This window comes from Streptomyces sp. MST-110588, from assembly GCF_022695595.1.
GTDB lineage: Bacteria > Actinomycetota > Actinomycetes > Streptomycetales > Streptomycetaceae > Streptomyces.
The window spans coordinates 6,338,277-6,350,849 of record NZ_CP074380.1 but is presented as its reverse complement, the minus strand read 5'-3'; the positions used below and the strand labels follow the sequence as shown (position 1 = coordinate 6,350,849).

Here is a 12,573-nt window from a genome sequence, read left to right as displayed (position 1 = left end):
CCCGTGCACGGGGCCGCGGCGTCGGTCACCTGCCGCGGCCGGTGCTCATGGGCACCACGAGACGGATGGGCGCACCCGCGCGGACGCCCACGGACCTTGAGGTCCGTGGCGTTCCCCGCAGGACGCAGAGGCTCGCAAAAGCATGCGAAAGGGGCACCACCCGGCAACGAACAGCTACAGCGCGGTGTGGCCACGCCATCGACGGCCGTTGATCTGTCCCGGTTCGGCACCGATGTGATACCTGACCCGCCGCCCGTGCACCCGCCGCGCGGGCGCCCGGCAGCCACGCGGCCGGCAGCCCCGCCCCAGCGCCGCGTGCACATCGCCCGCGGCCTGCGCCGCGCGCAGCACGCCGACCGGCCCCGGGCGTCGGCCCGGGCCGGGGCGGTGGAGGCGGGCGGTGGTCATCGGGTGGCTCAGCCCCGTCCGTGGCGGATGGCGGGGTGGGAGCCGGCGGCGACCAGGTCGGCGACGGCGGTCCTGGGGTCCTTGCCCGTGACCAGCGACTCGCCCACCAGGACGGCGTCCGCGCCGTCGTTGGCGTACGCGATCAGGTCGTGCGGCCCGCGCACGCCCGACTCGGCGACCTTCACGATGTGGTCGGGGATCTCGGGTGCGATCCGCGCGAAGTTCCCGCGGTCCACCTCAAGAGTCTTCAGGTTCCGGGCGTTGACCCCGATGATCTTGGCTCCGGCGTCGACGGCCCGTGCGACCTCTTCCTCGTCGTGCACCTCGACCAGCGGCGTCAGCCCGATGGAGTGGGCCCGCTCGATGAGCGAGACCAGCGCCTCCTGCTCCAGCGCGGCGACGATCAGCAGCGCCAGGTCGGCTCCGTGGGCCCGCGCCTCCCAGAGCTGGTAGGCGGTGACGATGAAGTCCTTGCGCAGTACGGGGATGTCGACCTTGGCCCGTACGGCCTCCAGGTCGGCCAGCGAACCGCCGAACTTGCGCTGCTCGGTGAGGACGGAGATGACCGCGGCACCGCCCGCCTCGTAGTCGGCGGCGAGACCGGCCGGATCGGCGATGGCGGCCAGCGCGCCCTTGGAGGGGCTGGAGCGCTTGACCTCGCAGATCACCGTGACACTGTCGCCCTTGAGGGCCGCGACCCCGTCCTTGGCCTGGCGCGCCTTGAGGGCCCGTTCCTTGAGCTCGTCGAGGCTCACACGCGCCTGCCGCTCGGCAAGGTCGGCGCGGACTCCCTCGATGATCTCGTCGAGCACACTCACGCGAGCGGCCTCCTTCTTGGCGGTGGAGGGTGACAGTGCCTTAGAGGCGGGGTCCGTCCCGTCAGGCTCTCCGATGGTATCCGGCGAGGGGCAAAGGTCTCACATCCGGTTGACGTCAGTCCCACGACCTGGACATTCACCGGGCCTCCGGCGGCCGGCGAGGGCGGAATCCGGCCGTCACGGCACCAGGCCGGACCCGAAGGGCAGATTCCGTACGACGGTGAAGGCGGCCGTCAGCGCTCCCAGGGCCCACCAGTGCACCGCCCGTGGTCGCGGCCCGGACCACCGCACTCCCCGCGCCGCCCGTACGCACCACAGCGCCCACAGGAGCGCGCCGGCCGCGTAGCCGGCCACCGCCAGGGCGTTGGCGCCCAGGGCCGCGGCCGGGTCGCCGTGCGCGACGGCGTGGGCGCTGCGCAGTCCGCCACAGGCAGGGCAGTACAGGCCGGTGAGGTGGAGCAGCGGGCAGACCGGGTAGTGGCCGGGCTCGGCCGGGTCGACGGCGCCGACACAGGCGAAGGCGGCGACGCCGGCCACCAGGGCGGTCAGGGGACCGGCCAGGCGGCGGATCCGTCCGGCCCGGGCCGTGCCCCCGGCCGCACTCGTCCGGGCCGCGGGTTCGCTCACGGTGCCGATCATGCCTCCGTACGCGCGAGGGCGCGGCTTGCCGGCCGCCGTACGGGGTGCGTACAGGCGGCCGGCGAGCCGCGCCCTGGCCCCTGCCGGTCTCCGCCCGCCGAAGCCGACCGGCCCGCCGGACCTGACCGCACCGGCTGATCCGACGGTCCCGGCAGAGCTGACCGACCCGGCGGATCAGACGGTCCCGACGCCTCCGGCGGCCCGGAACCCCGGCCGCGGAGCCTGCCCGGGCCATGACTCAGGATGCCGGTCCCGGCTTCGGCTCCGGGGCTCAGCTCTGCTGCGGCTGGGCCTGCGCCCGGGGGCTGCTCTGGGCCGACCGCTTGGGCGCCTGGCCCATGCCCATGAGGTGCATCACGCCGCCCGCCACGGCGCCCACGCCGATCACGACCATGCCGGCCCAGAAGCCGGTCACGTTCGCCAGCACGGTGCAGGCACCGGCGATGCAGAAGCCGATGAACGAGATGATGACGCCGGTCCAGGCGGCAGGGGTGTGTCCGTGGCCACTGCTCGACATGAGTGCTCCTCGCTGATCTGTCGCGCCAGAGTCGGGGCGCGGTGATACCTCGACGTCCATTGTCCCCGATGCCCGGGGCAACCCCGCTACCGGGTCCTGCCGGGGTCCGCCGGGGCCGGCCGGGGCCTGTCGGGGTCCGGCAGGTCCTCGCCGCCCGTATCGGATGCCGCCTTCATGACCTGCGGCTTCGCCCGCCATCTCACGACGTGCCGGACGCTGGATTCCCGCTTCCACGTCCTGTGCCCGACCGTCCGCGCCGGGCGGCTTCGGGCCGCCGGTCCCTGACCTGGGCTGTCTTGCGATGGGTGTCGCATCCGACGGCGGTTCGGCATCAGCTCTGAGACTGAGCGTCCGACACGAAACCTGAGAACCCGCAGGTCCTACCGGGTCGGGTCCTCGCCCCGGTCCAGCGACTTCCAGATCTCCTCCGGCCGCTCCGGGTCGGCCGCCGCGGCTCGGCGCGGGCTGCGGGAGCCGCCGGAGGGGCGCTCGTAGCGTCCGGACATGGCCGGCCAGTGCCGTCCGTACGCCAGCGCCAGCAGCCCGGCGAGCAGCAGCAGGAGGCCGCCGGCCACCGCCACCCACGGCCACGCGGTGTGGCTGACGTTCTCCACGTCCGCGCCGGTCAGGCCGGTCACGGTGGCGGCCTTCTCCTTCAGTGCCGCGGTGTCCGAGGCGCCGAGGAAGGCGGCGATCACGATGCCCAGGCCGCTGAGGGTCAGCAGGGCCGCGACCGCGATCCGGCCGGCCCGGCGTACGGCGAAGACGGCGACCAGGGCGGCGAGCCCGACGACGGCCAGCGCACCGGGCACGCCCGTGACGTCCTGGCCGGAGGCGGTCTGCGGCAGCGCGCCCTGCACGACCCGCGCGGTGGCCTCGGCCCAGGTACGGCCGGAGGCCAGCAGCACCACGGCGGCGCCCGCCGCGCCGCACAGCAGCGCGAGCGCGAGGCTGCGGCGCGCGCTGCGCGGCGCGCCCTTCTCCCGGCTCGGGCCGGGGCTCACGCTCTCGCCTGCGGACGCCGACGCGGGGGATGCCGATGCGGCGGGTCCGGACGCGGCGGTCGCGGACGCGGCGGCGGTACGGGACTGGGGTAGGGCACTCACACCTCCACTATGGCGCACGCCCGGCCGTACCCCGGCGTGCGGGGTGTCCTCGGGCTCCGGCGCCCGGTGCGTGCGGGCCCCGGCGTACGGTGACCGTCTCCCGGCGCGCGTGAGGCGTCGGGCCCCGGCGTGTGGCGCCCCGGGCGCCGGCGTGTGGCACGTCCGACGCACCGGGCGCGAGCGCGCCGGGCTCCGGCGCACGGACCCGGACGACAGCCCCGGACCACGGGCATGGCCCGGCGCCCCGCCGCCCACGGGCCGTCCCGCCCCGAAGCCGCCACCGTCGCCACCACCATCTCGAAAGCGCGTCGGCACAGCGCACCGGGGGCCTTCACACCAACCCGCCGCTACCGTCCCAGCCTGTTGGCCGTGGCCACGGCCCGCAGCACCGCCGCAGCCTTGTTGCGGCACTCGGTGTCCTCGGCCACCGGGTCGGAGTCCGCGACGACCCCGCGCCCGCCTGGACGTACGCGGTGCCGTCCCGCAGCAGCGCCGTACGGATCGCGATGGCCGTGTCGGAGTCCCCGGCGAAGTCCAGATAGCCCACGCAGCCGCCGTACAGACCGCGTCGGGACGGCTCCAGCTCCTCGATGATCTGCATCGCCCGCGGCTTGGGCGCTCCGGAGAGGGTGCCGGCCGGGAAGCAGGCGGTCAGCACGTCGAAGGCGGTACGGCCCGGGGCGAGCCGGCCGGTCACCGTGGAGACGATGTGCATGACATGGCTGTAGCGCTCGACCGACATGAAGTCCACGACCTCGACGCTGCCGGGCGCACAGACCCGTCCCAGGTCGTTGCGGCCCAGGTCGACCAGCATCAGGTGCTCGGCGCGTTCCTTGGGGTCGGCCAGCAGTTCGTCCGCCAGGGCCCGGTCCTCGCGGACGGTGGCGCCGCGCGGGCGGGTGCCGGCGATGGGGTGCACCATCGCACGCCCGCCCTCGACCTTGACCAGCGCCTCGGGACTGGAGCCGACGACGTCGATCCCGCCCTCGAAGCGGAAGAGGTACATGTACGGGCTGGGGTTGGTGGCCCGCAGGACGCGGTAGACGTCCAACGCCGAGGCCGTGCAGGGGGTTTCGAAGCGCTGGGAGGGCACCACCTGGAACGCCTCGCCCGCGCGGATGCGCTCCTTGATGTCCTCCACGGCCTCCTGGTAAGCGGCGCCGCCCCATTTCACGGTGTATTCGGGCAGTTCGGAAGGGGGCAGCGCGGCGGCGCCGGCGGGTGCCGGGCGGGCCAGGTCGTAGGCCATCGCGTCCAGCCGGGCCACGGCGTCCGCGTACGCCTCGTCCACGCCCGAGTCCAGGGCGTCGTGGTTGATGGCGTTGGCGATCAGCAGGACCGTGCCGTTCCAGTGGTCCAGTACGGCCAGGTCGGAGGTGAGCAGCATGGTCAGCTCGGGCAGCCCGAGGTCGTCCGTGCCGCTGTCGCCGATCTTCTCCAGCCTGCGCACGATGTCGTAGCCGAGGTAGCCGACCATGCCGCCGGTGAAGGGCGGCAGGCCCTCGTCCTCGATCAGGTCGCGCGGGGTGTGCAGCATCTCGACGGTGGCGCGCAGCGCCTGGAGGGGGTCGCCGTCGGTGGGCACTCCCACGGGCGGGGTGCCCAGCCAGTGCGCCTGCCCGTCGCGTGCGGTCAAGGTGGCGGCGCAGCGTACGCCGATGAACGAATACCGGGACCAGGTGCGGCCGTTCTCGGCCGATTCCAGGAGGAAGGTGCCGGGGCGTTCGGCCGCGAGCTTGCGGTAGAGCCCTACCGGGGTGTCACCGTCGGCCAGGAGGCGCCGGGTGACGGGGACGACCCGGCGGTCCTTGGCGAGCGTACGGAAGTTCTCCAGGTCAGGCGTGGCCGTGCCGGCGGTTCCCGTGGTCATGGCAGCGGATCCTAGCCGCCGTCCGGGGCTCAGGGGTTCCCCTACGACGCGTCCGTGAGCAGCACGTCGGTGTCGAAGCAGGTACGGGTGCCGGTGTGGCAGGCGGCGCCCACCTGGTCGACCTTGACCAGGACGGTGTCGGCGTCGCAGTCCAGGGCCACGGATTTCACATGCTGAACGTGGCCGGAAGTGTCCCCCTTGACCCAGTACTCCTGACGGCTGCGGCTCCAGTAGGTGCAGCGGCCGGTGGTGAGGGTGCGGTGCAGCGCCTCGTCGTCCATCCACCCGAGCATCAGGACCTCGCCGGTGTCGTACTGCTGGGCGATGGCGGGGATCAGGCCGTCGGGGGCGCGCTTGAGGCGGGCGGCGACGGCGGGGTCCAGGCCGGAGGCGGTGGTGGCCGGACCTTGGGCGGTGACGTCCGGACCTTGGGCGGTGGTGTCCGGTCCCGGAGCGGTGGGGTCCGGGCTCAGACCGGCGGGGTCCGGGCCCGGCCGGGATTCGCGGGTGCTCATGCGCCCCATTGTGCCGTGCGGCATCCTGCCTCCATGGACCACCAGCAGGGCGCGCCCCCGCCGCCGCTCCCGCCACCGCCCGATCTGGACCGTACCGCGAAGGTCGCGACGGTCCTGCTGGCCGTGGTGTTCCTGGTGGCGCTCGTGGTGGTCGTCATCCTGCTGCTGCGCCTCTGACGGCCGTCTGCACCCGCTGGCGGCCGTCTGCGGCGCCGCCGACGGCGCCTTTGCGATCGTTTACGGCCGTTGTGCGGGCACCGCGCGGCGCCGTGGCACGTGCCGGTCCCCGGTCGTAGGCTGGAGCGCATGTCGACCCATGCCAAGCGCGAACGTCTCCTCCTCGCCGACCTGTTGGAGGGCGCCGGGCCCGATGCGCCCACCCTGTGCGAGAACTGGACCACCCGGGAACTGGCCGCGCACACGGTGGTGCGCGAGCGGCGCGCGGACGCGGCCGGCGGCATCCTCGTCAAACCGCTGGCCTCCCGGCTGGAGCGGGTACAGGCCGAGTTCGCCGCCAAGCCGTACGAGGAGCTGATCGGCCTGATCAGGACGGGCCCGCCGCGGCTGTCCCCGTTCTCCCTCAAGCAGATCGACGAGGCGTCCAACACCGTGGAGTTCTACGTCCACTCCGAGGACGTACGCCGGGCGCAGCCGGCCTGGACCCCGCGCGAGCTGGACCCCGTCTTCTCGGACGCCCTGTGGGCACGGCTCGAACGGATGGCCAGGGTCCTGGGGCGGAAGTCGCCGGTGGGGCTGGTGCTGCGGCGGCCCGACGGGCAGACGGCGGTGGCCCGCCGTGGTACGCCCGTGGTGACGGTCACGGGTGAGCCGGGCGAGCTGCTCCTGTTCGCGTTCGGCCGCCAGTCCGCGGCGAATGTGGAGCTGGACGGTGACAAGGACGCCGTCGCCAGGCTGCTGGAGGCCAAGCTCGGTCTGTAGGCGCGCCGCCGGAAAGGGCGTGCGGGCCGGTAGGACGTACCGGAAAGCGAAGGTCCCCGTACACGAGCTGTACGGGGACCTTCGAAGTGGAGCGCCCGGCAGGCCTTGCACCTGCATCTCCCGCCGGTTGGCGGACGTCTTTCCTTGGACCACAGACGCGTGACCCCGGCTGCTGCGAACCGGAGTTACGCCGACGATCATACAGGCTCGACGGCGCCTTGATTCACCGTCACCCGGACGCCCGCCGGCCCTCGTCCCCCTATCACCTGAACCATTACCTACCACCCATACCGGCAATACCGGCAATACCGGCAATACCGCCCGCACCGTCGCCTACCGCAGATGTTCTCGCAGGATGCGCTGCAACTCGCGGGCGGCGCGCGGCGGGGAGACGTCGCCCCGGTGCGCCACGGAGATCACCCGGTGCATGCCGGGGGTGGCGAACCGGGTGACGCGCAGGCCGGAGCGCCCGGCGACCATGCTGGGGACGACGGCGACGCCCAGCCCGGCCCTGACGAATCCCAGCACCGCGTCCATCTCGCCGCCCTCGACGGCGAAGACCGGCTCGAAGCCGGCCGCGCGGCAGGCCGCCGTGGTGAACTCCCGCAGGTCGTAGCCGCGCCGGAACATCGCCAGCGGGCACCCGCGCAGATCCTCCACGCGGATGCGGCGGCCCGCCTTCACCGGAGCCGGGCGGTCGGGCGCGGAGACCACGACCAGGTCCTCGCGCAGGATCTCGGAGGTCGTCAGGGCCGGCGCCTGCACCGGCAGCGGGGTGATGACCAGGGCGAGGTCCAGCGCGCCATCCGCCAGGACGCGTACGAGATCCTGCGAACCGCTTTCGTGGACGAGGAGTTCCACGCCCGGGTAGGTGGCGTGAAAGGTACTTAGAACGTCCGGTACGAGGCTGGCGCACAGGCTGGGCGGCGCACCCAGGCGCAGCCGTCCGCGCCGCAGACCGGCGACCTCCTGGACCTCACGGCGGGCGGTGTCGGTGTCGGCGAGGATGCGGCGGGCCAGCGGGAGCAGGGTCTGCCCGGCGTCGGTGAGGGTGATGTGACCGCGCGCCCGGTGGAAGAGTTCGGCGCCCAACTCCCGTTCCAGCGCGCGGATCTGCTGGGACAGGGAGGGCTGTGCGACGTGTTCGCGCTCGGCCGCCCGGGTGAAGTGGCGGGTGTCGGCGACGGCGGCGAAGTAGCGGAGCTGCTGGAGCTGCATGGGCCCGATCATAGACACTCGATAGGCGTTGCCTATGGAGTTGAGCCGCACGATGTCTTGGACTGATGCCGCCGACGGTCCCTAACGTCGGGACCCATGGCACTGGACACAAGGACGGAACGACAGCCCTCGTTCGCGGGGATCCTGTGGCGCTCGACCGTCGGCAAGAAGACCGCGATGGCCGTCAGCGGCGTCGTGATGCTGCTGTACCTGGTCGTCCATATGCTCGCCAATCTCAAGATCTTCTTCGGCCCGGAGGAGTTCAACGGCTACGCCCACTGGCTGCGCACCATCGGCGAACCGTTCCTGCGCCATGAGTGGTTCCTGTGGCTCGCCCGGCTGGTGCTGCTCTCGGCAGTCCTCGTCCACGGCGTGGCCGCCTACCAGCTCAGCCGCCGGGACATCGCCGCACGCCCGCGGCCGTACGCGCACCGGCGCCTGCGCACCAGCTACGCCACCCGCACCATGCGCTGGGGCGGGATCATCCTCGGCCTGTTCATCGTCTGGCACGTCCTGGACCTGACGACGCTGACGGTCAATCCCCGCGCCCAGGCCGGTCACCCGTACGAGAACCTCATCGCGACCTTCTCCACCTGGTACGGCGACGTGGTCTACATCGTGGCGATGCTCGCCTTGGGCCTGCACGTACGGCACGGGTTCTGGAGCGCCGCGCAGACGCTGGGCGCAGGCAGCGCGGCACGCGACCGCGCGCTGAAAGCCCTGGCCAACCTCCTGGCGCTGGTACTGACGGCGGGCTTCGTCGCCGTACCGGTGGCCGTCATGACCGGAGCAGTGAGCTGACCATGACCCATCACACCGACCACGCCGACCACGCCGACCGCACCCCCTTCGCCCCCTTTACTCCCTACACCGCCTACACCACCGGAGACCCGGTCGCCGACACCAAGGCGCCGGACGGGCCGGTGGCCCAGCGCTGGGACCGGCGCCGCTTCGATGCCAAGCTGGTCAACCCGGCCAACCGCCGCAAACACACCGTGATCGTCGTCGGGACCGGGCTGGCGGGCGGCGCGGCCGGCGCCACCCTGGCCGAACAGGGCTACCGCGTCCTCCAGTTCTGCTACCAGGACTCGCCGCGCCGCGCCCACTCCATCGCCGCGCAGGGCGGCATCAACGCCGCCAAGAACTACCGCAACGACGGCGACTCGGTGCACCGCCTCTTCTACGACACCGTCAAGGGCGGCGACTTCCGCGCCCGCGAATCCAATGTGCACCGCCTGGCCCAGGTCTCGGTGGAGATCATCGACCAGTGCGTGGCGCAGGGCGTGCCGTTCGCCCGTGAGTACGGCGGCCTGCTGGACACCCGCTCCTTCGGCGGCGTCCAGGTCTCCCGTACCTTCTACGCCCGTGGCCAGACCGGCCAGCAACTGCTGCTCGGCGCCTACCAGGCGCTCTCCCGGCAGATCGCCGCCGGGGCCGTGGAGATGCATCCGCGTACGGAGATGCTCGACCTGATCGTCGTCGGGGGACGGGCGCGCGGGATCGTGGCCCGGGACCTGATCACCGGTGAGATCACCCCGTACTTCGCGGACGCCGTCGTGCTGGCGACCGGCGGTTACGGCAATGTCTTCCACCTGTCGACCAACGCCATGAACTCCAACGCCACCGCGATCTGGCGCGCCCACCGGCGCGGCGCGTACTTCGCCAACCCCTGCTTCACCCAGATCCACCCCACCTGCATCCCGCGCACCGGTGACCACCAGTCCAAGCTGACGCTGATGAGCGAGTCGCTGCGCAACGACGGCCGTATCTGGGTGCCCAGGGCGCCCGGTGACGCCCGGCCGCCGAAGGAGATCCCCGAGGAGGAGCGCGACTACTACCTGGAGCGGATCTACCCCTCCTTCGGCAATCTCGTCCCGCGCGACATCGCCTCCCGCGCCGCCAAGAACGTGTGTGACGAGGGACGCGGCGTCGGCCCCGGCGGCCAGGGCGTCTACCTGGACTTCGCCGACGCCATCGCCCGTATGGGCCGTAAGACGGTCCAGGAGAAGTACGGCAACCTCTTCGAGATGTACGAGCGGATCACCGCGGAGAACCCGTACGAGGTGCCGATGCGGATCTACCCCGCCGTGCACTACACGATGGGCGGCCTATGGGTCGACTACGACCTCCAGACGACCATTCCTGGCCTGTTCGCGATCGGTGAGGCCAATTTCTCCGACCACGGCGCCAACCGGCTCGGCGCGTCCGCGCTGATGCAGGGCCTGGCCGACGGCTACTTCGTACTGCCGCCCACCTTGAACGACTACCTCGCCCGCACCCCGCACGGCGAGGAGGTGGACGCCGGCCACCCGGCCGCCGTCGCCGCCCTGAGTGAGACCCGTGAGCGGCTGGCGCGGCTGCTGTCCATCGACGGCGACCGCACCCCGGACTCCTTCCACCGCGAGCTGGGCGACCTGATGTGGGAGTGGTGCGGCATGGCCCGTACGGAAGAGGGGCTGCGCAAGGCGCTGGACCGCATCCCGCAGTTGCGCGCCGAGTTCTGGCGCCGCGTCAAGGTCCCCGGGACCGGTGAGGAACTCAACCAGTCGCTGGAGAAGGCCAACCGCATCGTGGACTACCTGGAGCTCGCCGAGCTGATGTGCCTGGACGCGCTGCACCGGGCGGAGTCCTGCGGCGGCCACTTCCGCGAGGAGTCGCAGACCCCGGACGGCGAGGCGGCGCGCCGCGACGAGGAGTTCTGCTACGCCGCGGCCTGGGAGTTCACCGGCCCCGGCCGCCCGCCCGTCCTGCACAGGGAAGACCTGGTTTTCGAGTACGTCCACCCCACCCGACGGAGCTACGCATGAAGCTCACCCTGCGCGTCTGGCGGCAGCGCGACGCCGGCGCCGACGGCGCCATGACCACGTACGACGTGGACGGCGTCGCCCCCGACATGTCCTTCCTGGAGATGCTGGACACCCTCAACGAGGAGCTGATCCTCAAGGGCGAGGACCCCATCGCCTTCGACCACGACTGCCGCGAGGGCATCTGCGGCGCGTGCAGCCTGGTCATCAACGGCGAGCCGCACGGCCCGGAACGTACCACCAGTTGCCAGTTGCACATGAGGTCCTTCCGGGACGGCGAGACGATCGACGTCGAACCGTGGCGCGCCGCGGCCTTCCCCGTCGTGCGGGACCTGGTCGTGGACCGCTCCGCCTTCGACCGGATCATCGGCTCGGGCGGCTACATCACCGCCCCCACCGGCTCCGCGCCCGAGGCCCACGCCACCGCCGTGCCCAAGCCGGCCGCCGACGCGGCCTTCGAACACGCCGAGTGCATCGGCTGCGGCGCCTGCGTGGCGGCCTGTCCCAACGGCTCGGCGATGCTGTTCACCTCGGCGAAGGTCAACCACCTCAACGTACTGCCGCAGGGCGCGCCGGAGCGGGCGAGCCGGGTGCTGGACATGGTGGCGCGGATGGACGAGGAGGGCTTCGGCGGCTGTACGCTCGCCGGCGAGTGTGCCACCGCCTGCCCCAAGGGCATCCCGCTGTTCAGCATCACCAGGATGAACCGCGAGTTCGTGCGGGCGGCCCGCAAGGGCAGACGATGACGTCCGAAAACGGTCCCCGGTCCCGGTCCCCCGGTCCCGGTTCCCCGGTCCCTTACGCCCCGTGCCTGCGCAGCCAGGCCATCGGGTTCACCGCCGACCCGTAGTACGGGGTCGAGCGGACCTCGAAGTGCAGATGCGGTCCGGTGACATTGCCGGTGGCGCCGGACCGGCCGACGCGCTCACCCGTCGCGACCGCCTGCCCCTCCCCCACCCTGATCTGCGACAGATGCGCGTAGTGCGTGTACGAACCGCGGTGGTGCCGGATGACGATCTCGTAGCCGAACGCGCCGCCCCAGCCCGCCTTGACGACGGTGCCGCCCCGGGCGGCCCGGACGGGTGTACCGACGGGTACGGCGAAGTCCTGCCCGGTGTGCCCGTGGGCCCAGCGGCCTCCGCTCGCCCCGAACCCGGCGGTGAGCGAGCCGCCGCTGACCGGCCGGACGGCGGTCCATCCGGCGTCGGCCCTGTGCACCGAGGGCCGCTCGGCCGTACGCGCCGCGCGCTGTCCCGGTGCGGCGGCCTTGCCGCCGAGCTTCAGTTTGACGCCGACCTTGATGAGATCCGGGTCGCCGCCGACCACGGACCGGTTCCGCTCGTAGAGGGCGGCCCAGCCCCCTTTGACTCCCTGCTTGGCGGCGATACCGGAGAGGCTGTCACCGGGAGCCACCGTGTACGTCCCGCCGCCGCCCAGCGCGGAGGCGGCCGAGGCGCCCACGACCGGCAGCGCGAGGGTGGCGACGGCGGTCGAGGCGCGGGTGAGTAATCGGCCCGCGCCACCACGGCGGCGGGGAGCTCGGTGGCGGCCTGTCGGGGAGAACACCATGTGAGGTTTCCTTCCGTGGGCGTCCGGGAACCGAACGCGAGCACGGTAGAGAGACCCCGACCATGAACACAAGCACCACAGGGGAATCGAACAGCGACTGTCCCTATAGGCCCCTTACATGCCCGGGGCCGTTCCCTTCGCAGTCCCGCTCACGTTTCCTTCCCGTCACG

The 12,573-nt window shown here is 72.4% G+C and carries 13 protein-coding genes and 1 pseudogene; 5 read left to right on the top strand and 9 right to left on the bottom strand.

Annotation, left to right across the window (positions count from 1 at the left end; all coding sequences use genetic code 11):
• Positions 1-174 precede the first annotated feature (174 nt).
• From KGS77_RS27890 to hisI, 7 genes and pseudogenes are all read right to left on the bottom strand, one after another.
• Complete coding sequence (locus KGS77_RS27890) at positions 175-408, bottom strand: tryptophan synthase subunit(beta) (RefSeq protein ID WP_242585922.1); 234 nt, start codon at positions 406-408, stop codon at positions 175-177.
• Between the two features lie 8 nt (positions 409-416).
• The gene (gene trpC, locus KGS77_RS27885; protein WP_242585921.1) at positions 417-1,226 is read right to left on the bottom strand and encodes an indole-3-glycerol phosphate synthase TrpC; all 810 of its coding nucleotides are present in this window, start codon (positions 1,224-1,226) and stop codon (positions 417-419) included.
• A 177-nt stretch (positions 1,227-1,403) separates the two neighbouring features.
• On the bottom strand, positions 1,404-1,853 hold the full coding sequence (locus KGS77_RS27880; protein ID WP_242585920.1) for a DUF2752 domain-containing protein: 450 nt from the start codon (positions 1,851-1,853) through the stop codon (positions 1,404-1,406).
• Between the two features lie 283 nt (positions 1,854-2,136).
• A complete protein-coding gene (locus KGS77_RS27875; RefSeq protein ID WP_242585919.1) occupies positions 2,137-2,382 on the bottom strand; it encodes an HGxxPAAW family protein in 246 nt (81 codons plus the stop codon).
• A gap of 380 nt (positions 2,383-2,762) precedes the next feature.
• Entirely contained in the window at positions 2,763-3,386 is a 624-nt protein-coding gene (locus tag KGS77_RS27870) for a TIGR02234 family membrane protein (RefSeq protein WP_242587727.1), read from the bottom strand.
• A gap of 449 nt (positions 3,387-3,835) precedes the next feature.
• A pseudogene (locus KGS77_RS27865) lies at positions 3,836-5,358 on the bottom strand (anthranilate synthase component I).
• A gap of 41 nt (positions 5,359-5,399) precedes the next feature.
• Positions 5,400-5,741: a phosphoribosyl-AMP cyclohydrolase gene (hisI, locus tag KGS77_RS27860; RefSeq protein ID WP_242587726.1), complete on the bottom strand. Its 342-nt coding sequence runs from the start codon at positions 5,739-5,741 to the stop codon at positions 5,400-5,402.
• Positions 5,742-5,906: 165 nt separating this feature from the next.
• Between hisI and KGS77_RS27855 the strand changes: the two genes are divergently transcribed.
• Positions 5,907-6,050 carry a hypothetical protein gene (locus KGS77_RS27855; protein WP_242585918.1) on the top strand — a complete coding sequence of 48 codons (144 nt, stop codon included), beginning with the start codon at positions 5,907-5,909 and terminating at the stop codon, positions 6,048-6,050.
• Positions 6,051-6,179: 129 nt separating this feature from the next.
• A complete protein-coding gene (locus KGS77_RS27850; RefSeq protein ID WP_242585917.1) occupies positions 6,180-6,812 on the top strand; it encodes a TIGR03085 family metal-binding protein in 633 nt (210 codons plus the stop codon).
• A gap of 333 nt (positions 6,813-7,145) precedes the next feature.
• Here the strand turns inward: KGS77_RS27850 and KGS77_RS27845 are convergent, their stop codons facing one another.
• On the bottom strand, positions 7,146-8,030 hold the full coding sequence (locus tag KGS77_RS27845) for a LysR substrate-binding domain-containing protein (RefSeq protein WP_242585916.1): 885 nt from the start codon (positions 8,028-8,030) through the stop codon (positions 7,146-7,148).
• 96 nt (positions 8,031-8,126) lie between these two features.
• Here KGS77_RS27845 and KGS77_RS27840 point away from each other — a divergent pair, with 96 nt between their 5' ends.
• From KGS77_RS27840 to KGS77_RS27830, 3 genes are read left to right on the top strand one after another with little or no spacing between them, the layout of a single operon-like run.
• On the top strand, positions 8,127-8,831 hold the full coding sequence (locus tag KGS77_RS27840; RefSeq protein ID WP_242585915.1) for a succinate dehydrogenase: 705 nt from the start codon (positions 8,127-8,129) through the stop codon (positions 8,829-8,831).
• 2 nt (positions 8,832-8,833) lie between these two features.
• Positions 8,834-10,837, top strand: a complete 2,004-nt coding sequence (locus tag KGS77_RS27835) for a fumarate reductase/succinate dehydrogenase flavoprotein subunit (RefSeq protein WP_242585914.1) — start codon at positions 8,834-8,836, stop codon at positions 10,835-10,837.
• Positions 10,834-11,580, top strand: a complete 747-nt coding sequence (locus KGS77_RS27830) for a succinate dehydrogenase/fumarate reductase iron-sulfur subunit (RefSeq protein WP_242585913.1) — start codon at positions 10,834-10,836, stop codon at positions 11,578-11,580. Before KGS77_RS27835 ends, KGS77_RS27830 begins: the two co-directional genes overlap by 4 nt.
• A gap of 52 nt (positions 11,581-11,632) precedes the next feature.
• On the opposite strand, the gene KGS77_RS27825 is transcribed toward KGS77_RS27830, so the two are convergent.
• A complete protein-coding gene (locus tag KGS77_RS27825; protein WP_242585912.1) occupies positions 11,633-12,403 on the bottom strand; it encodes a LysM peptidoglycan-binding domain-containing M23 family metallopeptidase in 771 nt (256 codons plus the stop codon).
• Positions 12,404-12,573: the final 170 nt, after the last annotated feature.